Consider the following 24,106-nt stretch of genomic DNA (forward strand, 5'->3'; position numbering starts at 1 on the left):
CCCAGCACATCGTCATGGCCGGGCTTGTCCCGGCCATCCACGTTCTCGGCGCTTATGGAAAGACAGTTCGTGGATGCCCGGGACAGGCCCTGGCATGACGAGCCCGGCAGCCTCGCTGCTATCGCCGCGCGAGGGTGCAGCCGCTCGATAGCTGGCGCGTCGAGCCGGTCGAGCCATCGCTCGACTGCGACGGGAATTCTTCGAACGGCGAGTTCTGCTTGCCAGTGTTGAATTCGAAGATCTTGCGGAACAGGCCGGGCGCCATCGCCGAAATTGGATTGACCCGCATCACGGGCGCGGCCGGCGTGCCGACAACCTCGTAGGTCACGCCGATCAATCCCTCATTGTTGCCGCCACCGAGGAAGATGCCGAACAACGGGATCTGGCCGAAGATGTTGTTGACGCCATACATCGGCACGAAGGTGCCGCTCATGCACACCTGGTTGCCGGGAAAGTCGATCGAGCCCTCGATGGTGGCGCCGATCATCGGCCCCTTGACCACGCCGTCACGGATCGTGAGCGCACCGTTCTGCCGCGTGAACTCCGCGCGCAACGCGGTGAAGGCCACGCCGCTCTGCGCACCGTTGGGAGCGCCCGCCGCGACGCGATCGAGTTGGTCCATTCCCTTGACCGCGAAGTCGCGCACGTTGATCAGGCCTTCCCTTGTCGTAGGCTCCGACGTCGGCGGCTCCATTGCCACCACCATCTGGCCTCCGAAGACCTTGTTGGTGGTGTCGGTGAAGCGCAGGAAGTTGCCGGCATCGCTGGTCTGGAGATAGATCACCTCGCGGTTGCCCTGGGCACGGCCGCCGCGCAGGTCGGCGGCCACAGGCGTGTCTTTTCCGATCCTGCCGCTCATCGTGAAGGCTTTGACCGCACCATTGCGGCGCGACATCTTGGCGTCGACGCTGCGCATCGCCTCGCCGTTGAAACCCATGACGGCGCCGAGCTTCACGTCGATGTCGAAATCGACGTTCTTCATCTTGCTCTTGGCATCGTCCTTGGAATTGCCTGAAATCGCCGACTTCAGGAAGCCGCGGCCGTCGAATACGTCGCCGCGCATCGTGCCCTTGACCACGCCGTCCTGGCTACGCTCCACCTTCAGCGACGCCTTGTCGCCGTCGGACGGCGCGTAGGTCGGGAAGTTCGCGTTCATGAGGTCGCCGTTGGCATCGACCTCGAGCGACCCCTTGATCGAGGCGCCGCCGCCTTCGATGACGATCTCCTCCAGACGCGTCCATTGCGCCGTCGGCACCACCTTGAAGCTGGCCTTGCCCGCTTTGCCCGGCAGCTTGACCCAGCCGGGCAGGATGTTGTCGAGCTTGACCGAGGTCAGGTCGGCCTCGATGCCGAGCTTCGTCGTCTGGTCGGGCCCGCCGGCGATCTTGCCCGACAGCTTGATCGGCAGCGATCCGCTGACGGCGGGGCTCAAATCGAATCCGAGGCGTGCGCGGCTCGCATCGTCCAGCGTGGTCTGCAATTTGACGTCCGCATCGCCCTCGGCCGGCTTGCGGTAGTCGAGCGAGGCGGCCTGCCCGTTGATCTTGACGTCGCCCTTGACCTGATAGCCCTGGTTGCTCGCGACGATCTTGAGGTTGTTGGCCTCCAGCTTCTGGTTCATCACCAGCTTGTCGGCAGCAAAGCCGTTGAGATCAGCCGTGACGGTGTAGGCGGTGTCGGCCTTGGTCAGCTCGCCCTTGACCGGCAACCCAAGCTGGATGTTCGCCGAGAACGTCCCCTTGCTGGTATTGGGGTCGATGACGGTCGACGACAGATCGCTCAGGCGATCATTGGAAAGCATTTCGGCGGCCGCAGGCACCGGGCCTTCGAGATGGAACCGGGTCCGCGACGGCGACGGCTTGGGCGCCATATCAGGCACCTCGAAGACGAAGTCGGAAATCGTGACCTTGCGGCCCGCCGGCGTATCGGCAATGCCCTGCCCGATATTCACGGTCGCGGTGCGCCCGGTCACGCGCGCCTTCAAATCGGCATCGTGCACCACCGGCATGCCGTCGACGGGGCGAACCGCGACACCGCTTGCCACGATGTTGACCGACAGACCGTCGTCGGGAATGGGTGGGCCCTTGCGCGGAAGATTCTTGGTCGGCGAATTGATGCCGATCTCGATGCGCTGGAGCGTTCCACGCTCGATCCGCTCGATCACCCATTCGCGCAACTCGGGAACGACAAGCGTCGGCCACATCCGCTTGAGCGCGGAGGCCGACATCGGTGTTCCCGCAAAACCCAATGTCAGCCGCGGCTCGCCCGAATAGTCGATGGCACCGGTGCCGGCGACGCCGATCTCTCCGTTGGAGATATCGGCCTGCGTCAACAGCAGCCTCTTGTGGTCGGTGTCGAAGCGGAAGCCGATCGCAATACGGTTGAAGACCAGCGGCGGCTCGTTGTCGATGCCGCCGAGCAGGATCGAGCCGCCGCTGAAACCGAGCTGCCAGTCGTTGACGGTGCCGTTGGGCGGCTCGACGTGGGCCAGAAGCGTCAGGCGGTTCGCGCCCGAGAGGACCTTGAACGGAGCGACCAGTACCCGCCGATTGGCGTCCCACTCGACATTGATCTCGGCCGAGTCGATCGCCATCGGATAGTCGGGCGTATCGGTGTCGATGATGTTGCCCGCACCGACCGTGATCTTGCCGCGAAAGAAGGTCGGCACGCCGTCGCGGCCGAGCTCGCCCTTGAGCTCGCCGGTCAGCGGCAGGTCGGCGGTGTAGGTGAGGTCCTTCACCCGCAGCGCCAGCAGGATGTTGGCGGTCGAGACCTTGTCGGCGCGGATGTCGACCGAGCGCACGCCGTTCTCGGTGGGGCCGATCGTGGCACGCAGCGACCATGGACGCGCGCCCTCCTCGCCCAGGCTGAGCGCGACGCCACCACGGCTCGGCCGGCGCAGGCTGAGCGTGATGTTCTCAAACGTCCATTTGCTGCCGCGCTGCTGATCGTCGACGATCAGATTGCCGTTCTTCAGGCCGATCTCGTTGAGGTTCTGGCCGTCGAGGCCGGTCATGCTCAGACTGTCGAGCCAGTCGAGGCCCTGAAGAATGCCGCTCGGGGCCGTGGCCTGGGGCGCGGCTTGCGATGCGTCGGGGGTCGCAGGCTCGGTGGCGAATGGCGGCGGTGGGACACCGTTGCGCGGGAATGTCGGCGGCAGCCCTGCGTCCTTCTTGGATGCGACGCCGGTTGCGAGCGGCTTTGCGGTGTCGCCGGCCGACACCGTGACGGTGCCGTCAGGCGCGATCCGGATCGCGAGCTCGGCATCGACGAGGTTGAGGCTTTCTGCGCGCAGATGCCCCATCAGCAGGCCCGCACCCGACAGCTTCACCTCGGCCTTCGGTGCGGTGGCGACAATGACGTGATCGTGGTCGCGCACGACGATATCACGGATGCGCACGGCGATGCGGATCCGCCCGGCCCGTTCGATCTGCGTGCCGCCGACCTCCACGGTGTTGCCGTGACCGATATTGTCCTCGATCGCGGCGGCGAGCCACGGCGTCGCAATGTCGAGATTGATGGGACCGGCGCCGAGCCGCCACCACAGCGCGCCGAAACAGCCGACGAAGATGACGACCAGGGCACCGACGACCACGGCCACGCGCTTCAGCCAGCGACCGCCGCCCAGCCAGCGGCGCAGCGGCCCAAACCCGTCACCGAAGCGATGGAAGCCCGAATTGGAACGCGACAACAGCCGGCGCGCCCGATGGCCCGCCGCCGCTTCCTGATCCGGATCCCAATCGGAGTCGTCCCATTGCTGCGGCTCTGGCTGGCCGCCGCGCCGATTCAAATCCCGATTGCCGTCCTGGGGCGACGTATTCCTTGCCATTGCCTCTCGATACAGGCGCCCGTCGTGGGATTGAGCGCCGCCGGGACCGCACCCGTCGCCGGGAAGCGAAGCTCCCTGCGACGGCATTGCCGCCATACCTCGAATATTCCTGCTGTTCGTCATTTCGCCCCGGGAGCGCGTTCAACGAGCAGTGGGGTGGTGCGTGGAATTCCTTGTAACCAGACTCCGGCGTCGTCAGACTTGCCCGGCCGAGGGCACGATTCCGGCATACCGGAAGTGGGCTGCAATACCGCTTTGGTTGACCCGCCGAAAGCGACGAAAGGAAGGCGTATGTCCAAGAAATCCCGAAAGAAAACGTCCAAAACGCCCTCCGGCAGTCCGACGGCTAAAAAGACGCCCGTGAAAACGCGGGCTGCGACTCAAACCAAGTCCGCGAAAACACAGCGGACACCGGCGAGCAAATCAACTGGGACCATAGCAAAGACAGCATCGCATAAGGCCGCATCGAAACGATTAAATTCTTCCAAATCGGCATCCGCGCCCGAAGCGCCGGCCAAGGCCAGCTTGGCCGAGGGTCAGAAGGCTCCCGCCTTCCGCCTGCCCCGCGACGGTGGCGGTGTCGTCGCGCTGTCGGATTATACCGGCCAGAAGCTCGTCCTGTTCTTCTATCCCCGCGCCGACACGCCGGGCTGCACCAGAGAGGCCATCGACTTCACCCGGCTGACCGGCGCCTTCGCCAAGGCTGGCACGGCCGTGCTCGGTATCTCCGCCGATCCGGTAAAGGCTCAGGAGAAGTTCCGCGACAAGCACGGTCTCGGCGTTCCCCTCATCTCGGACGAGAAACACGAGATGCTGGAGGCCTACGGGGCCTGGGGCCAAAAGTCCATGTATGGCAAGAGCTTCCTGGGAATTCTTCGCACCACGATGCTGCTTGGCGCCGACGGCAAGATCGCCAAGGTCTGGCGCAATGTCCGGGTCGACGGCCACGCCGACGAGGTGTTGGAAGCGGCAAGACGCCTTTAACCAATCCTTTAAATTCGACCGGTTCCGTTTCCGGAAAATTAACCATGACCGGCCCAGATTGCCGCGGCAATTAGGCCGTACGGACTCATCCGACCGGCGCGGGAGTGCCGATGTCGAAAAGTTCTGCCCAATACTCGCAGTACCCCCAACATCAGCCACACGACCACGGACGAGCCTTTCATCGTCGTCCTGCCGCGGTGGCGACTGCGCTTCCCCTTCCGGACACCGACGACGCCTACACCATCGTGCATCACGGCAAGCAGGTTCGCCTTGGGCCCGTGGTGTTCTGGATCGTGGTCGGCACCGTCGTGTTGCTCGGGCTCTGGTCGGCCGCAACCGCTACCTATTTCGCCTTCCGCGACGACGTCCTCACCCGGCTGATCGCCCGGCAGGCCGAGATGCAATACGCCTATGAGGACCGCATCACCGAGCTGCGCGCCAAGGTCGACCGCACCACCAGCCGGCAGCTGCTTGACCAGGAGCAGTTCGACCAGAAGCTCGACCAGATCATGAAGCGCCAGACGGCGCTGGAGTCCCGTGCCACGGCGCTCGGGGCCATGCCAGACGTGACCGGATCGATTCCCCGCTCCACCCCGCAGCGTGGTGAGGCGAGCCAGACGACGCAGGGCACGCCAAAGCCCTCGCCGATCAGCGACACCGTGATCTTCGTGGCGCCGCCGGATCGCGAAGCGCGGCTCGAGTCGCGCGCGCCGACCCTCGCAGCTCCGCCCGTCAATCAATTCGCCAAGAACCAGGGGTTCGACAACGTCGTCGTTCGGCTCACGACCTCGCTTGACCAGGTCGAGCGTCGGCAGTTGGCGGCGCTCAACGCCGTCGAGGAAGGCATGGATTCACGCATGCGCCGGATGCGCGGCGTCGTCAGCGATCTCGGCCTGAACCTCGCAAATCTCGAAGCCGCCGTACCGCGCACTGCGATGGGCGGGCCTTTCGTGCCCGTTAAACTCACTGCCAGTTCAGGGCCGTTCGAGAAGCAGCTCTATCGGATCAACAGCACCCGCGCCGAGATGGACCGGCTCAATCGCACGCTCGCACTCGTGCCCTATCGCAAGCCCGTCATAGGCGAGGTCGAATTCACCTCCGGCTTCGGCGTGCGCAGCGATCCGTTCCTCGGCCGGCCCGCGATGCACACCGGGCTCGACTTTCGCGCCGCGAGCGGCGATCCCGTTCGCGTCACTGCCAACGGCAAGGTCGTCTCGGCCGGTTGGTCCGGCGGCTACGGCCGCATGATCGAGGTCGATCACGGCAATGGGCTTGCGACCCGCTATGGCCATCTCTCCGAGATCAACGTCAGGGTTGGCGAGATCGTGAAGATCGGCCAAGTGGTCGGGCTCGTCGGGTCGACCGGCCGTTCCACCGGCCCGCATCTGCACTACGAAACCCGCATCGACGGTGAAGCGGTCGATCCGCAGAAGTTCCTGCGCGCCGGCGTGCGGCTCAGCGCGGGCTAGAACCGGGCTCCAACGCAAATAGCCATTCGTGACGGACTCAGACGCGAGCCTGGCACGCCTTCAGGAAGAACTTCAGTCCTGCCTCGATTTCCTGCTCGATCATTCTCTCCGAGAGATCGCTGAGGCCCAGCACAATCAGCAGCGGTAGCTCGCCGCGGACCAGAGACAGGAACTGCTTGGCGGCTTCCATCGGGTCGTCGAATTCCAAGAGCTTCTCGGCCCTGGCCTCCTCGAGGAATTGAGAGAGGCGCCGAATCGTCGCCTCGGGGCCGCTTTCATAGAAGAGTCGGGCGAGTACGGGAAAGCGGCCGCTCTCGTTGGCGATGATGCGGACGAAGGCGACATCCTTTCGATGAATGAAGCTGTGGAGGTATTGCTTGGCGAACTCCCGCAGCGCTTCGGATAGTCCGGCCGACAGTTTGGGTAGCGGAAGGTCGCGTTGCAGTCTCTCGCACTCCGCCACGATCAATGAGGCGAACAGGGCCTCCTTGCTGGGGAAATACGCGTAGAGCGTGGCCTTCGACACGCCGGCGGCTTTCGCGATCGCATCCATACTGGTCGCGGAGAAGCCCTGATCCAGAAACAGCTGCCACGCCGCACGGATGACGATGTCCATCTTGCGGCCCGCTGGTGCGCTGTCCTTCTCGTGAGCAGGATGGGCAATCGTTTCGATCAAGGATGGCTCTCCGTCAGTTCGCGGCTCGGTCGTCGCTGTCTGCGTGCACAATGACCGGGCGCCAACAACTTGAAAGAACAAAGAGGCGCACTTGAGCAAGGCCCGCTTAGCCCAGTTTTTTCACAGTTACAAAACTAGACAGTTCAGTACTGTTGACAACATTGGTCCGCCCGGTCAAGTACTGAACGGTTCAGTTTTAACGGGCGCCAATGTCGTATCGAAAACTCCTCCTAAGAGGTGCTTTAATACCTCTCATCCAGGCCGTCATCTCGCTCGGCGGCTGCGCGGTCGGTCCGGATTTCAGGCCAGCGAACGCGCCGGGAGTCACCGGGTACACCGCGAGCCGATTGTCCGTGGCAGTTGGGGCAGACGGGCCCGGTGGAACTGCGCAGAGATTCATCAACGGCGCGGACGTGCCGGGGATCTGGTGGAAGGTATTTCGCTCGCGACGGATTGAAGCCTTCGTCCGGGAAGCGATCGACAACCATCCTGACATCACCGCAGCCCAGGCGGCGCTGCGCCAGGCGCGCGAGGTTGCTGCGGCCGACATGAGCGCGCTGCTGCCGTCCATGACCGGAAGCGACAGCGCAACCCGAAGTCAGACACCCTTGGCAGAATCCGGACAGACCGGATCGTCGTCCTTGTTCACCCTGTACAAAACGTCAGTCCCGATTTCGTTCACGCCCGATATTTTCGGCGGCAAGGCGCGCGGGATCGAGGCTGATCTCGCCTATGCCGACTACCAGCGTTTCCAGCTCGAGGCGACCTACCTGACCTTGACGGCGAATGTCGTGACGACCGCGATCAGTGACGCCTCCTACGCGGATCAGATTCGTGTCACCGAGGAACAGATCGAGGGCCAGCGCCAGCTGGTGGCGTTGCTCGAACAGCAGTTCGCGCTCGGCGCCGTCTCCAACGCCGACGTCCTGACGCAGAAAGCCCAGCTTGCGCAGACGGTCGCGACCCTGCCGCCGTTACAAAAGTCGCGCGCGCAGAACCGCAATCAATTGATGGCTTATCTCGGCCGGCTGCCGAGTCAGGACAAGGGCGAAGCGGTCCCGCTGGCGAACTTGCGCCTGCCCCGCGACCTCCCGGTCACGGTGCCCTCATTGCTGGTGCGGCAGCGGCCGGACATCCAGGCCGCGGAAAGCCAGGTGCACCAGGCCAGCGCAAATGTCGGTGTTGCCATTGCCAACATGCTTCCGAACGTCACGCTGTCGGCCTCGGGCGGCAGCTCGGCGCTGGCACTCTCAGGGCTTTACGGGCCGCAATCGGCGGCCTGGAGCGTGGCCGCCAGCGTCACCGGGCCGATCTTCGACGCCGGAAACCTGTTCCACACCAAGGAATCCAAGGTCGCGGCGTTGGAGCAGTCCGGCGCGAAATACCGCTCGACCGTGATCACGGCATTTCAGAATGTCGCCGACGCGCTCCGCGCGATTCAATCGGATGCCGATCTCCTGAAGGCCCAGGTCGAGGCGGAAATGACCGCTGCCGAAAGCCTGAAGATGTCCCAGGCTCAGTTCAAGGCCGGTTCGACCACGTTCCTCTCCGTCATCAACGCCGAACAGACGCTGCTAACGGCGCGGATCAACCGCGTGAAGGCGCAAGCCTCGCGCTATGCCGACACCGTTGCGCTGTATCAGGCCCTGGGTGGCGGCTGGTGGAATCGCATCGATGAATCGCCCGACGCCGAGGTAAAGCCCGCGGGCATTGCCGCGATCTTCGTTCCCGCCGGAGCCCTGCCGCCGCAGCCGGCTCCGCAATCCAACTAACGCGAAAGTCCGACGCCATGTTGAAGCGCATGATCATCATGCTGTGTGTGATCGGGGCGGTGTTTGCCGCCCTCGCCTGGTTCGTCAATTTTCGCGCCGGCATGATCAGTCAAGTCATGGCCTCGCTTGCCGATCCACCGCAAACGGTATCGACGACCGCTGCGCAGGTCAGCGACTGGCAATCGACCTTGACCGCGATCGGCACGTTTCGTGCCGTCAACGGCGCAGATCTCTCGCTGCAACAGCCCGGCATCGTGGACAGCATTCATTTCGAATCCGGCAAGGAAGTCGCCGCAGGCGACGCGCTGCTCGATCTGCGCAAAGAGGACGACGTCGCCAAGCTACAGTCGTTGCAGGCCACCGCCGATGGCTACGGCATCACGTTGCGGCGCGATCAGGGCCAGTTGAAGATCAATGCAGTCAGCCAAGCGACGGTCGACAGCGATGCCGTCAATGAGCGCAATGCTCTCGCCCTGCTCGCCCAGCAGCGGGCGCTGGTGGACCAAAAGACGCTGAAGGCACCCTTCGCCGGGCGCCTCGGCGTGCGTCAGGTCGATGTCGGCCAATATCTAACCGCGGGCACCACCATCGTTACGCTGCAGGCTCTCGACCGTCTCTTTGTCGACTTCACGTTGCCGCAGCAGGCGATCGATCAGGTCACCGTCGGGCAAGAGGTCGTGGCGCGCGTCGACGCCTTTCCGGACCGCAGCTTCAAGGGCACGGTGCAGGCGTTCAATTCAAAGGTCGATCAAACCAGCCGCAACGTTCAGGTCCGCGCGCTTTTCGACAATGCGGACCGCAAGCTCCTGCCCGGCATGTTCGCACGGATCGACGTGCGTGTTGGGCATCCAACCAGCTACCTCACCCTGCCGCAGACCGCGATCGTCTACAACACCTATGGAGAGTCCGTGTTTCTCGCGGTCAAGAGCGACGCGCCGGGCAAGCAGGGACTGGTCGCCCGTCAGACCTTCATCAAGACCGGCGCCACCCGCGGCGATCAGGTGGCGGTGGTCTCCGGTCTCGATCAGGGCGCAACCGTCGTCACCGCAGGCCAGATCAAGCTGCGTAGCGGCACCCTGCTGAAGGTCGACAATTCGGTCGCCCTGCCGAACGATCCAAATCCGACGCCTGCCGATCAGTGAGGGAGAAGAACGTGGCCTTTACCGACATCTTCATTCGTCGGCCGGTGCTTGCGATCGTCGTCAGCCTGATGATCCTGGTATTGGGTCTGAAGTCGATGACTTCGCTGCCGATCCTGCAATATCCGCGGACCCAGAACGCGATCGTCACCGTGACGACAACGTACTACGGCGCGGATCCGGCGATCGTCGCTGGATTCATCACAACGCCGCTGGAAAACGCCATCGCCCAGGCCAATGGCATCGACTACATGACGTCGACCAGCCAGCCCGGCACGTCAACGATCACGGTCAACCTGCGGCTGAACTTCGATTCCGGCAAGGCGCTGACCGAGATCAACACCAAGGTGAACTCGGTGCTCAATCAGCTTCCGAGCGGCGTCCAGCAACCGGTGCTGACCGTGAAGGTCGGTCAGACCATCGACGCCATGTATCTCGGCTTCAGCAGCGACGTGCTGGCGCCGAACCAGATCACCGACTATCTGATCCGCGTGGTGCAGCCGAAACTCCAGGCCGTGTCGGGCGTGCAGACCGCGGAGCTGCTCGGCAACAAGACCTTCGCGCTGCGCGCGTGGCTCGATCCGATCAAGCTTGCGGCGTACGGGCTGACGGCGTCCGACGTCTCGACCGCGTTGTCCAGCAACGACTACATTGCCGGGCTTGGCACCACCAAAGGCCAGATGGTGCAGGTCAATCTGACGGCCGCGACCAACCTGAAGTCGCTGCAGGAATTTCGCGACCTCGTCGTCAAGCAGGCGGGCGTGTCCAACGTCAAGCTGTCCGATGTGGCGAACGTCACTTTGGGCTCGGAGAATTACGACTCGTCGGTGGGCTTCAACGGCAAGCGCGCGGTCTATATCGGCATCCAGGTCGCGCCGAACGCCAACCTGCTCGACGTCATCAAAGGCGTTCGCACAGTCTATCCCGACATCAAAGCGCAGCAGCCGGAGGGGCTGAATTCCGAGATCATCTACGATTCCACCGAATTCGTGAACAGCTCGATCGACGAGGTGATCCACACCTTGCTCGAAGCTCTTCTGATCGTCACTGCGGTGGTGTTCCTGTTCCTCGGCTCGTGGCGCTCGGTGCTGATTCCGGTGATCGCCATACCGCTGTCGCTGGTCGGCACCTTCACGCTGCTGCTGGCGCTCGGCTTCTCGATCAACTTGCTGACGCTGCTGGCGCTGGTGCTCGCAATCGGTCTCGTGGTCGACGACGCCATCATCGTCGTCGAGAACGTCAACCGGCATCTGGCCGAGGACACGAAGCCGTTGCCGGCGGCGATCATGGCTGCCCGGGAGCTATCAAGTCCGATCCTGGCCATGACCGTCGTGCTGATCGCGGTCTACGTGCCGATCGGCTTCCAGGGCGGCCTGACCGGAGCGCTGTTCACCGAGTTCGCCTTTAACCCTTGCCGGCGCCGTTGCGGTGTCGGCCGTCATCGCGTTGACGCTCACCCCGATGTGCTGCGCCTTCATTCTCAAGCCGCCGAACACCGGCAAGCCGACCCTGAACGATCGCATCGTCGGGTTCATCGACGCGCGCATGGAGTGGCTGCAACACCGATACCGGCGGTTGCTCGAATCGAGCCTGACGACGATTCCCGTCACGGTCGTATTCGCAGCCCTGATTCTGAGCAGCATCTATTGGCTCTATGCGAACTCCAAGAACGAGCTGGCTCCAGAGGAGGATCAGGGTGCGATCCTGATGCAGTCGACGCTGGCTCCGAACGCAACACTGCAGCAGAAGCTGCTGTATTCTGCCGAGGTCTACCGGCGCATTTCCACCTATCCTGAGACCGCGGGCGTGTTTCAGATCGACGTCACCGGCAGCTCGATTGCAGGCTGGGTGCTCAAGCCCTGGGACAAGCGCGACAAGACGGCTGCGGAGCTGCAGCCGGTGCTGCAGCAGGAGATGGCGGGGGTCGCCGGTGCCAAGATCGTGGCGTTCCAATTGCCGCCGCTCCCGGGCGCGAGCGGCCTTCCGATCCAGTTCGTGATCCAGACCACCGACCCGTTCGAGCGGCTCGACGGCATCGCCAAGGCGTTCACGGCCGAGGCCCTGAAAAGCGGCAAGTTCATCTTCCTCGACAACGACCTGAAGGTGGACCAGCCGCAAACCACAGTGCTGATTGATCGCGAAAAGACCGCGCAGCTCGGGCTCAAGCTCAGTGATGTCGGCGGTGCACTCGGCAACATGCTGGGCGGCGGGTATGTCAACTATTTCGGCCTGGACGGCCGCTCCTACAAGGTCATTCCCCAAGTCGAGCAGCGCCAGCGACTGAACGTAGATCAGGTGCTGGACTACTACATCAAGACCTCGGACGGCACGTCCGTTCCGCTGTCGACGGTGGCGTCGCTGAAAACGACCACCGTTCCGCAATCGTTGAACCATTTCCAGCAGATCAATGCCGCTACCATCTCCGGCGTGGCGATGCCGGGTGTGATCACCGGCGAAGCACTCGCGACGCTGAAGCAGATCGCGGATCGGACGCTGCCCAAGGGCTACACTATCGACTATGGCGGACAGTCGCGGCAGTTCATCCAGGAGTCATCCGGTTTCGCCGCCACCTTTGGATTTGCCCTGATCATCATCTTCTTGGCGCTGTCGGCGCAGTTCGAAAGTTTCCGCGATCCCCTGATCATCCTGGTCTCGGTGCCGATGTCGATCGCTGGCGCCCTGATCTTCATCATGCTGGGCATCAAGGGCGCGAGCCTCAACATCTACACCGAAGTCGGACTCGTGACGCTGATGGGGCTGATCAGCAAGCACGGCATTCTCATCGTCGAGTTCGCCAACGAGCTGCAGCATGCCGGCCGCTCCAAGCGCGATGCGGTCGTCGAAGCGACCGCGATTCGGCTGCGCCCGATCCTGATGACGACCGCGGCCATGGTGATCGGCGTGATGCCATTGATCACCGCATCCGGCGCCGGCGCAGCCTCGCGCTTCAACATGGGGCTCGTCATCGCCTCGGGCCTTTCGATCGGAACGCTGTTCACCCTGTTCGTGGTGCCGGCATTCTACATTCTGCTTGCCGCCGACCATTCCGCGGCGACGGGCGATGACGCAGTGAAACCCGAGGTGGCCGGACTCGGAACGAACGGCGAGCCGCGCGCAGTCCGGTGATGGAAGCTGGTGACGAGACACGGATCACCGCGCAACGCGGCCGACCACCGCTCCTAGCGCCGGCCGCCGCCCATCCCGCCTCCGGGACCACCCAAACCGCCTCCACCCATTCCGCCGCCAGGCCCCATCGGTCCGCCGGGCGCACCCACACCGCCAGGACCTGACAGGCCGCCGGGTCCGGTCGGGCCGGTTGGCGCGGAGCCGGGCATCGTGCCGGGGCTCGATCCCGGAGCGGGCCCACCGGGTGCACCGGGCTGGCCGCCGCCCGGCGTCGAGGCGCCGCGATTCGGATGCAGGATCGAACCGCCGGGCGACCGGTTCGGATTGCCACCGCCGGGCGGAGGCGCGCCCGGCCCATGGCCGATGGCTTGGGCCGAATCCACCTGGAGGCCGCGCGAGCGATCGAACACGCCGTTGACCACCATGCGGGCTTCGCCGGCTGCGGGGCCGAAGCGCGAGCCGTCATGGGCCACGAAGCCGGAGCCGAGCTGAAGGTTCGCACCTGCGCGCTGCACATAGGCCTCGATCGACAGGCGACTTGCGCCGACGAGATCCGAGAAATCGTCGATCCGCGTGTGCGCGGCCCGCATCGCGCCCTGGCTCGCGCTGCCCTCGATCTGCACGCGCTGCCCGACCAGCAGCGGATCGACGCCGTTCAGCTTCAGACCGCCAATTCGCAGACCGTCGGGCCCGCGTTCGACCAGACCCGTGACACGATCGCGCGCCTCACGCCGCGGCTCGACCAGGCTTGCAACGATCACGCCGTCGGTCCGGCGCAGGCCGTAGACAGCCACCTGCGTGCCCGCACGAAGCTTGCTCTCCTTGTCGCTTGCGACGACCTTCTGGCCGAGCACCGTCAATTCGTTGCCCTTTACGGCTTCGATCGGACCGGAGACCTCGCTCGCAATCGTGATGTTGCGCGTCACGAGCGTGCCGTCGGCCTGACGGGTCGCGACCACGCGCGCGAGCTGGCCGATGCGCAGGCCCTTGGTGCTGGCCGCCTCGCCGTCGATCCGGACCGGGACGTCGCTGGCATAGGCGATACGCTCGCCGTTGACGTAGATGCTGCCAAAACGCTGGATCACGCCGACGATGCCGGTGCCACCGATGCCGTGGTCGTCACCGCGCGTGATGCCGGTACCGCCAATGCCCTGATCGGTGCCACGCCTGACCTGCGCGCGGGCCATCGCCGTGCCGGCGAGCCAAAATCCCATCAGCAGCAGACGGCGGGAGATGAGCGGCGGCCGGCTCATGACGAACGCCCCTCCTTGCCGCTGTCCTTGCCGCTATCCTTGGCACTGTCCTTGGCCTCACCCTCATCGGCATCTTCGCTGTAGATGTAGATGCCGAAATTCCAGCGGGCGTCGCCGCCCTTGTCCTTGGCGAGCGCGCGATTGGCCTCGCGGTTGGCGGTCTTCAGTGCGTCCATCGCGAGTTCGCGCGAGCGCGCCTCGAGCCGCCGCGCCAGCTTCGGCGAGATGTTGTTGTAGTGCACCGCGCGTTCGAGGAAGCGCGGCGCCGGCCCCGCGACATTCTCGGCCGCGGCCGCGATATGGTCGTGGAGATTGCGGCCGAGGTAATGCCATTTGCTGTCGTCCCCGCCGCTCGGAACGAAGGCCGCCTCGACCAGCTCGATCTCGTCATCGGCGTTGATGGTGACGAGCTTGCGGTCGATCCATTCGTCGAGCACCGCGCGTGGGCGCACGTCCTTGGTGACGGAGGCGACGAGCTGCTCGAACGAGGCCGCATCGCCCTCGGCGGTGCGCGGCAGCGCCAGTGGCTCTCCTTTGGCATCGGTGAATTCGGGCGCGGCGAGCCAGCGGGCGATCACGGCGCTGGTCAGCGACACCGCCGCCGGCGTCTCGTGCACCGGCGCGCCGGCGCCCCGCAGCCGCGCCACCTCCTTGCGGTGGATGCCGGTGAGCAGGCTGACGCGGCTGTCGGTCTGCTCTTTCCCCTCCAGCGCGAAATCGTGCTCGGCGACGTTGACGAAGAGCTCGCGAAGCAATTGCGCCAATGCCGGAAAGGTCATGCCGCTGCGGATGCAGAGCCGCACGAGCGGACGCAGCAGCCGCGCCAGCGGCGCGTGCAGCTTCGCCGCGGCGTTCGGCTGGGGCGACGCTGCTTTGGACCCGGACTTGGCATTCATGTCTGAACTGTAACGGCGCCTCGCGTGGGACACAATCCCACTTTTTGTCATTTGACAATTGACGTGGTAAATTTTCCCACGTAAACGGAACGCCACTGAGGGCGCGACGGAAAGGGACTCACACCCATGGCTGACCGCTTGGTCCGCAATTCCAGTTCACTGCGTGCAGCGCCGATTCTCGCGCACGGTCACGGCACCACGATCGAGCCGATGCTGCCGGCACTCCTGCGCGGCGTGATCTTCATCCTGGTGCTGGCCGCGCCGTTCGTCGCAGCACTTCTCGCAGGTTGAGCGCCGCCATGCATCACACCAGCCACTCCCCGCGCCGTCCGTCGGTGCTGCACATCTTCAAGATCTACTATCCAGACCTGTTCGGCGGCACGCTCACGGTGATCCGCGACATCTGCGCCAGCCTCAAGGACGCCTTTGCCTCCGCCGCGCTGGTCTGCTCCGAATCGGCCGAGCCGCGCGACATCGTCGTCAACGACGTGCAGGTCGAGCGCGTCCATTCGTTCGGCAATTTGCTGTCGCTTCCCGCCGCGCCCACCTATCCGTGGCGGCTGTGGCGCAAGATCGCCGAGCACGATCTGCTCGTACTCCACGCCCCCTTCCCGCTCGCCGACCTCGTCTTCGCCTTCGGATTTGGTCGCAACCGGCCGCTGGTGGTGCACTGGCACGCCGACATCGTCAGCCATGCCGGCCTGCGCTGGTTCATCGAACCCCTGATGCGGCGAACGCTGCGCCGCGCCAAGGCGATCATCGTCTCGGACCACGTGCTGGTCGACAACACGCCGTTGCTGCGCGAATTCGAGGACAAATGCCACGTCGTGCCGTTCGGCATCGACACCACCGGCTATGACTGGCCGAAGATCGAACCGCACCACGTCAACGATCGCGGCCGGCTCGTGCTCGCCTGCGGCCGGCTCGTTCCTTACAAGGGCTTCGACGTGCTGATCCGCGCTGCGGCTGCGCACAATTTCGAGGTCTGGATCATCGGCGAAGGCACCGAGCGGCCGCGTCTCGAGCAACTGATTCAGGAGCTCGGCCTCGGCGAGCGCGTCCGCCTGCTCGGCTCGGTCAACGATTGCGAGCGCATCAAGCTGATGTGCCTCACCGACGTCTTCGTGATGCCGTCGGTGACCAATGCCGAAACCTTCGGCCTGGTCCAGCTCGAGGCCATGGCCGCCGGCCGTCCGGTCGTCAACACGGCGCTCGACACCGCGGTGCCGCGCGTCGCCCGCCACGGCATGGAGGCGATCACCGTGCCGCCCGGCGACGCCGAGAAGCTGGGGGAAGCCATCGACACGCTGGTCCGCGATCCCGAGCGCCGCCGCCGCATGGGACTTGCGGCGCGGACCCGCGCCCTCAGTCGCTATTCGGCCACTTCCTTCCGGGAAGGCATGGAAACCGTCTATCGCGACGCCGTCACCGCGTCCTGCAAGGAACCGGCAAGTGCCGCCGCGCCGCCGCAGGCGGCCGGCTGGCTGGACACTGTCCGGATCGCCGCGACGCTGGCCTGGTCCGACATGCGCCATCGCTACGTGCGCTCGCTGCTCGGACCGTTCTGGATGTCGCTCCAGATGGCGATCGTGGTCGCGGTACTGGGCTCGGTGATCGGGCAGATGACGAACGTCGACGTGCTGTCACGCCTGCCCATGCTGGCGCTGTCGATGACGGCCTGGACCTTCATCAACAGCGTGGTGCTCGATGCCACGACGGCGCTCCAGAACTCCGCGAGCCTGATCCGCGACCGCGCGCTGCCGCCCGTGATCTTCCTGCTGCAATGCACGTTCCGACAAGGGCTGTTCGCGCTGCATAACGCCTGCGTGCCGCTGCTGTTGTGGCTCGTCCTGTCGCCCCACGATCTCTCTCACGCGCTAGCGGCGCTGCCTGGCCTCCTGCTGTTCGTGGCCTGCACCTTCGCCCTGAGCCTCGTCCTCGGCGCGCTGGCAACGCGCTATCGCGACCTCAAGCCGATCATCGAATCCACGCTGATGCTGGCCTTTCTCGCCTCGCCGGTGATCTGGTCGTCGGACATGATCAATCACCGCTCGACGGTGATGCGTCTCAATCCGTTGACGCATCTGTTCGCGGTGTGGCGCGAGCCGCTGGTGGGCGGTCATGTCGATCCCGTCAGCATCGTCTACGTCCTCATCACGCTGGCGCTGCTGGTCTTTGCGAGCGTGCTGACGCTGGTCCACCTGCGCAAAGCCGCCTTTTGGATCTGACGCATGGTCTCGATCAGCTTACGCAACGTCTGTCTCGACTATCCGCTCTACGGCGCCTACGACTATTCGCTGAAACGGCGGCTGATCGGTCATCTCATCCGCGAGCCGGGCGAGATGCGGATCATCCGCGCCATCGACAATGTCACGATCGAGGCCGCGGCCGGCGCCCGGATCGGGCTTGCCGGGCCCAACGGCTCCGGCAAGTCGACGCTTCTGCGCCTCATCGCCGGCGTCTATCCGCCGAGCAGCGGCAGCGTCGCGATCCAGGGCAATGTCGTGCCCCTGCTCGGCCTCAACGCCGGCGTCAACCTGGACTTCGTTGCGGAGGACAACATCGCGCTGCTGCTGCGCATCAGCGGCCGCAAGCCTAGCCGCAGCGTGATCGACGATATCTGGGCCTTCACCGAGCTCGAGACGCGCATGCAGCGACTGCCGCTGCGGATGTTCTCGTCAGGCATGCTGATGCGGGTGCTGTTTGCGACGGCCACCGCTTTCCCGGCGGACATCCTCCTGCTGGACGAATGGCTCAGCGTCGTCGACGAGCACTTTGCGGAGAAGGCACAGGAGCGGCTGCTGCACCTGGTGTCGCAGGCGGCGATCGTGATCATCGCCTCGCACGACCAGCCGCTGCTGCGCCGCACCTGCACCAGCATCATCAACCTCGATCACGGCCGCATCGCCTCGACCGTCACGGTCGAGCCGCCGGCCACACATTCATTCGAGCTCCGCGAGAAACGCGCATGAAGCAGAATATCCTCGTCGTATCCGAAGCGCTTGGCGAGCCCAACCACAAGCGCGGCATCTTCCACTTCACGCGCGAATTGATGCGCTCGCTCGCGGCCGAAGGCCACGATCTGACGCTGCTGGTGGAGACCAGCCGGCGCTACCGCAAGCTGCGCCGGCGCGAGCGGCGCACGAAACTGTTTCCGTCAGCGGCGCGCAACATCGAATTGCTCGCCTTGTACCGCTTCCTCGACGAGATCAACATGAGCGAGCCGCTGGCGCGCAATGGCTTGCGGCGCACGCTCGACTGGCTGCGCCACAAGGCCACCATGTCGGTGTCGTGGGACTATGTCCTCTGCTTCCTGCGTGCAATCGGGCTGCGTGGGCTGAATGCGCGGCTGATCGAGAACAAGACCGCGGCGCTTGAATACGTCCCGCCGGATCTGCGCCATCTGGAGCTGTTCCGCAACTTCCAGCTCGAGCCCGGCTTCTACAGCTACCAGGATTCTTCGGCCTTCTTCCTGCTACCGCCGCCGCAGGTCGACGCGCGCGACTACGACGTCATCGTCGTGGACACTCCGACCCGGGTGGCGATCAGGCGCAGGCCGGATGCCAAGGTGATCTGCGTGGTCCACGATTTGCTGCCGCTCACCGACCTCAAGCTCAGCGACGTCGCGACACGGCTGTTCCTGTCGCGGCTCCTCACCAGCCTGCGTCAGGCCGACGAGCTCGCCTTCGTTTCAAACTATAGCATGATGCGGTTCAGGGAATTGTTGCCGCAATTTGCGCACCTGCCGGCGCGGGTCGTGTATCCCCGCACCCGGTTCGACGCCCCGGATGTCCTGCACCTACCAGCCCCGTCGGGGCGTCCGGGGCGGCCGAGCTTCGTCGTCATCGTCTCGAACGAGCCGCGCAAGAACGTCGCCACCGTCATCCGCGCTTTCCGCAATGTGCCCCAGGCCGATCTCGTAGTGATCGGCCATGCCGGAGAGATCAGCCGGATGCGCAATCTGCCGCCGAACGTCCGCTTCGCCGGCTATGTCGACGAGCACGAAAAGGCGGCCCTGATCGCGGAGGCGCACGGGCTGATCATGCCGAGCTTCGCCGAGGGCTTCGGCGTGCCGATCATCGAGGCGCTGGCCGCGAACACGCCGGTGCTGTGCTCCGACATCGCCGTGTTTCGCGAGGTCGCGGGCGAGCTCGCCGACTATTTCGACCCGTTCTCGACCGATGCGATCGCGGCCTCCGTCACCCGCGTGCTGACGCGGCAGGAGGAGTTCCGCGGCAGGATCCGGGCCCGGCGGCACGAACTCGCCGAGCGCTTCGGCTACGAAACCCAGGCCCGCGATTTCCTCGGGCGTCAGGTGCTCGCCGAAAGCCTTGTCACCGAGCAACTCGCGTCATACGGATGACCGCCGAATCCGCGATGTGGTCCGGTCCTGCCGATCAGCAAGGCGGGAGCAGCCGATGGCAGACCTGGCGCAACTCGGCGGCGCTGATGCGGGCGGCCGATCTGCTCGCAGTCCTCATCGCGGCATCGCTGCCCTGGTCCACCACGGCGCCTTCGATCTTCGTCGGACTCTGGCTCCTCGTGGTGACGCCGACCATCGACTGGCGCGACTATGCGCGCAGGCTCACGCGGCCGGCGCTCGCCCTGCCCTTTGCCTTCATGCTCCTCGCGCTCGCCGGCACCCTGTGGTCGGACGGCGCGTGGGCGGACCGGTTGCATGCGATCAAGCCGGTCGCAAAGCTCGTGCTCATTCCGCCTCTGCTTTATCATTTCAGCCGATCGGAACGTGGCCTTTGGGTCTGTCTCGCCTTTCTCGCCTCCTGCGCACTGCTTGCGGTGTTCTCCTGGATCGTGCTGCTCGATCCCGCCTGGAAGATCACCGCGAGGGCATCGGCCGGCGTTCCCGTCAAGAATTACATCGACCAGAGCCAGGAATTCACGTTCTGCGCCTTTGCGCTTGCGCTGCCCGCGCTGACCTTCTGGCGTGGCGGAAGCATAGCCGCAACGGCCGCCTGCGTGGCGCTGATCCTGTTGTTCGCCACCAACATGGTGTTCGTTGCCGCGGCCCGCACGGCGCTGCTCTGCATCGCGGTGCTGCTCGGCCTGTTCGCCTGGCGGCATTTGAGCCGGCGCGCGGCGCTGCTCCTGGTTGCGGGCACGGTCGCCGCCAGCGCACTGGCCTGGACGACGTCGCCCTATCTGCGCCAGCGCGTCACCGACATCTCCGTCGAATACCGCCATGGCCATGAGAACATCAGCCGTGCCTCGACCGCCCAACGGCTGACCTATTGGCGCAAGGCGATCCATGGCATTGCCGAGGCGTCTTTGATCGGTCACGGCTCCGGCTCGATCAAGCGGCAGTTCGAACGCGCGGCCACGAGCGAAAGCAGCCTCGATGCGGAGGTCGTCAACAACCCGCACAACCAGACCCTCAATGTCGCCATGCAGTGGGGCCTCCTGGGCGTCGCCCTGCTCTACGCCATGTGGATCGCCCATCTTCGCCTTTTCCTGGACGAAGGACTTGCCGCCTGGATCGGCCTCGTGGCGGTGGTGCAGAATATCGCGAGCTCGCTGCTGAACTCGCATCTGTTCGATTTCCACGAGGGCTGGATGTATGTGCTCGGCGTCGGCATCGCCGGCGGCATGGCGCTCAAGGCGAGAGCGGCAGCTTCCGTTCCGATAAAGCCGGAACGGAAGCTCTAGATTCTTATTCTGACGCGTTTTCTCGACGCGAACCGGTGCCCACTACGGCGGAAAACGCTCTAGCGGCCAGCCCTGACTACTGACTGCGCTCGTGGCCGACCTCACCGGTGATGACCTCGCCGAACAGCTCCCAGGCCTGCCCGTTGAAGCGCATCAGCTGCATCTGCTCGATCGGGAAATAATCGTCGGCTGAGGTGTTCACCATGATGCCGGGCAGCATCAGGTCGGTGTGAAAATCCTTCAGGCTGGCGGCCTGCTTCATGACGTTGTCACGGGTGAGATTGTCGCCGCACTGCTTCAGCACCTGCGCCATCGCCTCCGCCTGGACGTAGCCGTAAATATTGTTGGCATTGGCCTTGTCGCCGTCAGGGTAATATTTGTCCATGAACTCGCGCCATTTGATCACCGCAGGATCCTTGTCCCAGGTCGGATCGGTCGGGTCCTTCAGATAGACGGTCGAGATGATGTCCTTGGAATAGTCGAGCCCGGCGGGCTTGAGCACCGAGGCGACCGAGGTCGCGGTGTTGGCCAGGAAGAATTTCGGTTTCCAGCCGAGCTCGCCGACCTTCCGGATCGCCTGCGCGGACCCCTTTGGCGCAGCCCAGGAGAAGAAGATGTCGGCGCCGGAATCATGCAAGGCGACGATCTGCGAGTCGATCGAGGGATCGCTGACCTCATAGGATTTGTCGGCGATGATCATGCCGGCCTTGTCGCCGAGCCCGTCCTTCAGGCCCTTGAACTGGTCCTTGCCGGCATCGTCGTTCTGCCAGAACACCGCGATCTTGCTATTCGGAAAGTGATCGCGAATGTATTTTGCGTAGATGCGGCCCTCGCTCTGGTAGTTCGGCTGGAATCCCATCGTCCATGGGAAATTCTTGGGGTCGCCGAACTTGGTGCCGCCGGAAGCGACGAAGAGCTGCGGCACCTTCTTGGCGTTCATATATTTCATGATCGCGGAGTTCGAGGGCGTGCCGAGCGGCTGGAAGATCAGCAACACCTCGTCGCTCTCGACCAGCTTGCGCGCCTGCTCGATCGCCTTTGGCGGCGAATAAGCGTCGTCATAGCTGATGAAGTTGATCTTGCGCCCGTTGATGCCGCCCTGGTCGTTGATCATCTTGAAGAACGCGGCCTCGGTCTTGCCGATCACGCCATAGGACGATGCCGGCCCGCTATAGGGCATGATGTTGCCGAGCTTGATTTCGGTGTCGGTGGCGCCGGGATCGTATTTCTTCTGGGCCAGGGTCTGCGCCATGCCCGATGTTGCGCTCAACACGGCGGCAGCAAGCATGGCGAGGGCAGCAAGGTTATTGCGACGACCCGGCATCGGTCTCTCCCCTGTTTTATAGTCTTGTTTTGCGGAGAGTGTCGCAAGGCCGCTTGCGGCTGGCAAGCGCCAGGATTTTCCGTGAGATGAAACGGCGGCTCTGGAACTTAAACGACGCGCCGCAGCAGGTTCATGAGACGCCCGTCAATCACCAGCAATGCGCTGCCGATGACAAGTGCGCCCGCGATCTCACGCATGGAGATCGGTTCGCCCAGCACAAGCCATCCCAGAAGAATGGCGGTGACGGGAATGAGCAGCGTCACCAGCATCACATTGGTCGCGCCCGAGCGCCGCAGGATCTGGAAGAAGACGATATAGGCGAGCGCCGTCGACAAGCCGGCAAGGCCAAGCACCGCGAGCCACGTCGTCACGCCCGGCATCGCGAGACGCCACGGCTGCTCCATTGCGCCGGCGACGACGACCATCATCACCGTGGAAGCCATCAGTTGAAACGCTGCCGTCCCCAGCGGCGGCGAATCCTTCAACAGCCGCCGCGCCGCCAGCGCCGCAAAGCCATAGCTGAAGGCGCCGCCGAGGCAGAGCAGGATGCCGAGCCCTTGCCCTGCCCGCGTTTCAACGCCCCATCCGCGCAGGATGATCACGCCGGAAAGGCCCAGTGCCACGCCGGCGACGCGCCGCAGCTGTAGGGCCTCTTCGCCTGCCGCCGCCATCACCATCACCGTGAACAGCGGCGTGGTCGCGTTCAGGATCGACGCCAGCCCGCTTGGGATGAAAGTCTGGCCGACTACGATCAGCGAGAACGGGATGACGTTGTTGAGGAGCCCGATCGCGACGAACGGCTTCCAGCCCGTCATCCCCTTGGGAAAGCCGATGCCCTGGATACGGAGCAGCGGCAGCAGAATGGCCGAGCCGAGTGCAACGCGCAAAAACACCAGCGTGAGCGGCGGTAATTCCCGCAACGCAGCACCGTTGAAAAAGAACGAGCCGCCCCAGAGGACCGACAGCACAGCGAGCAGCGACCAGTCTCGCGCGTCGATCCGGTTGTCATTCGAAGGCATGGCGTCTCACAGCGAGCGGTCCGACCAGCTAGGACTGTGCGGCCAAAATTGCCACCCGATTCCCGGCAAAGCGCGAGCTTCAGGATCGATCGCGACTTCGCGCGTCAAGCGCGATATCGGCGACGACTGCTCCAATCACCAGGGCACCGCCCACAAGGGCGTGGACAGCAGGTATCTCGCGAAAGGCAATCCAAATCCAGAACGGCATCAGCGGCGTCTCCAGCGTCGCGATCAGGGACGACTGGCTCGACGGCAAGAAGCGCGAGCCGAGCACGAACAGCGTCAGGCCGAGCGCGACCTGGAGGCAGCCGAACATCGCGAGAGTCAGAAGATCGCTTCCGCCCACATGCGCGAGATCGTGGGCAAATGGCAGACTGACGAGGCTTCCCAGGAAATTCGAGAGTGCGGCTGCCGCCACCATCGACGTCTGCCGGTAGCGCCGGATGGCCACGGTCATGGCGGAGACGGCGAGCACCATCAGGCAGCTCAGGGCGACGCCGCCAAGATCGGCGCCGGCTTGCACGCCCCCGACCGTGATGGCCACGCCGGCAAAGGCAATCAGGCTCGCGATCAGCGTCCGCCATGTCGCGGCCTCACCGAGCCATAGCCATGCCAGCGCAGCGGCGACGAAGGGCTGCGTTGCGATCAGCACCGCCACGTTCATGACCTTCGTCATCTGAAGTGCGGGAATGAACGAGACCATGCCGAGCGTGGACAACGACGCGACCAGCAGGCCGCCCTTCCCCGGCACGACCAATTGCCACAAGGCGCCACGCCCCTGCATCAGGACGAGAAAGACCGTGATCAGGCTGCCGGCGAACAGGCCGCGCCAGAACAGGATGGTCCAGGGATCGAATGGCAGAAGGCGCGTGAAGAATGGCGCCGTGCTCCAGGCAATCGCGGCTGATATGACGAGGGCAATGCCGAGACCGCGTTCAGAACGAGGCTGCCCCAT

At 64.5% G+C, this 24,106-nt stretch carries 16 protein-coding genes and 1 pseudogene; 10 read left to right on the forward strand and 7 right to left on the reverse strand.

Annotation, left to right across the window (positions count from 1 at the left end; genetic code table 11):
- Nucleotides 1-118: 118 nt before the first annotated feature.
- On the reverse strand, nt 119-3,916 hold the full coding sequence (locus JQ591_RS11020; protein ID WP_211396433.1) for a YhdP family protein: 3,798 nt from the start codon (nt 3,914-3,916) through the stop codon (nt 119-121).
- A gap of 204 nt (nt 3,917-4,120) precedes the next feature.
- Between JQ591_RS11020 and JQ591_RS11025 the strand changes: the two genes are divergently transcribed.
- Nucleotides 4,121-4,813, forward strand: coding sequence for a peroxiredoxin (locus JQ591_RS11025; RefSeq protein WP_211396011.1), 693 nt, complete (start codon nt 4,121-4,123; stop codon nt 4,811-4,813).
- Between the two features lie 110 nt (nt 4,814-4,923).
- The gene (locus tag JQ591_RS11030; RefSeq protein ID WP_211396012.1) at nt 4,924-6,282 is read left to right on the forward strand and encodes a M23 family metallopeptidase; all 1,359 of its coding nucleotides are present in this window, start codon (nt 4,924-4,926) and stop codon (nt 6,280-6,282) included.
- A 37-nt stretch (nt 6,283-6,319) separates the two neighbouring features.
- Here the strand turns inward: JQ591_RS11030 and JQ591_RS11035 are convergent, their stop codons facing one another.
- Nucleotides 6,320-6,958, reverse strand: a complete 639-nt coding sequence (locus JQ591_RS11035; RefSeq protein WP_211396013.1) for a TetR/AcrR family transcriptional regulator — start codon at nt 6,956-6,958, stop codon at nt 6,320-6,322.
- 209 nt (nt 6,959-7,167) lie between these two features.
- Here JQ591_RS11035 and JQ591_RS11040 point away from each other — a divergent pair, with 209 nt between their 5' ends.
- From JQ591_RS11040 to JQ591_RS11050, 3 genes and pseudogenes are all read left to right on the forward strand, one after another.
- A complete protein-coding gene (locus JQ591_RS11040; protein ID WP_211396014.1) occupies nt 7,168-8,730 on the forward strand; it encodes an efflux transporter outer membrane subunit in 1,563 nt (520 codons plus the stop codon).
- A 17-nt stretch (nt 8,731-8,747) separates the two neighbouring features.
- On the forward strand, nt 8,748-9,872 hold the full coding sequence (locus tag JQ591_RS11045; protein WP_211396015.1) for an efflux RND transporter periplasmic adaptor subunit: 1,125 nt from the start codon (nt 8,748-8,750) through the stop codon (nt 9,870-9,872).
- An 11-nt stretch (nt 9,873-9,883) separates the two neighbouring features.
- Nucleotides 9,884-12,995 (forward strand): annotated as a pseudogene (locus JQ591_RS11050) (efflux RND transporter permease subunit).
- 53 nt (nt 12,996-13,048) lie between these two features.
- On the opposite strand, the gene JQ591_RS11055 reads toward JQ591_RS11050, so the two are convergent.
- Together JQ591_RS11055 and JQ591_RS11060 are read right to left on the reverse strand one after the other, a co-directional pair.
- Nucleotides 13,049-14,248 (reverse strand): DUF5666 domain-containing protein, encoded by a 1,200-nt coding sequence (locus tag JQ591_RS11055; RefSeq protein WP_211396016.1) that lies wholly within the window; start codon nt 14,246-14,248, stop codon nt 13,049-13,051.
- Nucleotides 14,245-15,144 carry a DUF6502 family protein gene (locus JQ591_RS11060; RefSeq protein WP_211396017.1) on the reverse strand — a complete coding sequence of 300 codons (900 nt, stop codon included), beginning with the start codon at nt 15,142-15,144 and terminating at the stop codon, nt 14,245-14,247. The genes JQ591_RS11055 and JQ591_RS11060 overlap by 4 nt, the downstream gene beginning before the upstream one ends.
- Nucleotides 15,145-15,270: 126 nt before the next feature.
- On the opposite strand from JQ591_RS11060, the gene JQ591_RS11065 reads away from it, so the two are divergent.
- Genes JQ591_RS11065 through JQ591_RS11085 form a run of 5 tightly spaced genes read left to right on the forward strand, consistent with a single transcriptional unit; the run spans nt 15,271 to nt 20,808 of the window.
- Nucleotides 15,271-15,435, forward strand: a complete 165-nt coding sequence (locus JQ591_RS11065) for a hypothetical protein (RefSeq protein ID WP_211396018.1) — start codon at nt 15,271-15,273, stop codon at nt 15,433-15,435.
- 8 nt (nt 15,436-15,443) lie between these two features.
- Nucleotides 15,444-17,372 carry a glycosyltransferase gene (locus JQ591_RS11070; RefSeq protein WP_211396019.1) on the forward strand — a complete coding sequence of 643 codons (1,929 nt, stop codon included), beginning with the start codon at nt 15,444-15,446 and terminating at the stop codon, nt 17,370-17,372.
- Between the two features lie 3 nt (nt 17,373-17,375).
- Nucleotides 17,376-18,116, forward strand: coding sequence for an ABC transporter ATP-binding protein (locus tag JQ591_RS11075; protein ID WP_211396020.1), 741 nt, complete (start codon nt 17,376-17,378; stop codon nt 18,114-18,116).
- Nucleotides 18,113-19,507, forward strand: coding sequence for a glycosyltransferase family 4 protein (locus tag JQ591_RS11080; protein WP_211396021.1), 1,395 nt, complete (start codon nt 18,113-18,115; stop codon nt 19,505-19,507). Before JQ591_RS11075 ends, JQ591_RS11080 begins: the two co-directional genes overlap by 4 nt.
- Nucleotides 19,504-20,808, forward strand: coding sequence for an O-antigen ligase family protein (locus JQ591_RS11085; RefSeq protein WP_211396022.1), 1,305 nt, complete (start codon nt 19,504-19,506; stop codon nt 20,806-20,808). Before JQ591_RS11080 ends, JQ591_RS11085 begins: the two co-directional genes overlap by 4 nt.
- A 76-nt stretch (nt 20,809-20,884) precedes the next feature.
- Here the strand turns inward: JQ591_RS11085 and JQ591_RS11090 are convergent, their stop codons facing one another.
- The 3 genes from JQ591_RS11090 to JQ591_RS11100 form a co-directional block, all read right to left on the reverse strand.
- The gene (locus JQ591_RS11090; RefSeq protein ID WP_211396023.1) at nt 20,885-22,132 is read right to left on the reverse strand and encodes an ABC transporter substrate-binding protein; all 1,248 of its coding nucleotides are present in this window, start codon (nt 22,130-22,132) and stop codon (nt 20,885-20,887) included.
- 107 nt (nt 22,133-22,239) lie between these two features.
- On the reverse strand, nt 22,240-23,151 hold the full coding sequence (locus tag JQ591_RS11095; protein ID WP_211396024.1) for a DMT family transporter: 912 nt from the start codon (nt 23,149-23,151) through the stop codon (nt 22,240-22,242).
- Nucleotides 23,152-23,230: 79 nt separating this feature from the next.
- The gene (locus JQ591_RS11100; RefSeq protein ID WP_211396025.1) at nt 23,231-24,106 is read right to left on the reverse strand and encodes a DMT family transporter; all 876 of its coding nucleotides are present in this window, start codon (nt 24,104-24,106) and stop codon (nt 23,231-23,233) included.

It is taken from the genome of Bradyrhizobium canariense (assembly GCF_018130465.1).
GTDB lineage: Bacteria > Pseudomonadota > Alphaproteobacteria > Rhizobiales > Xanthobacteraceae > Bradyrhizobium > Bradyrhizobium canariense_C.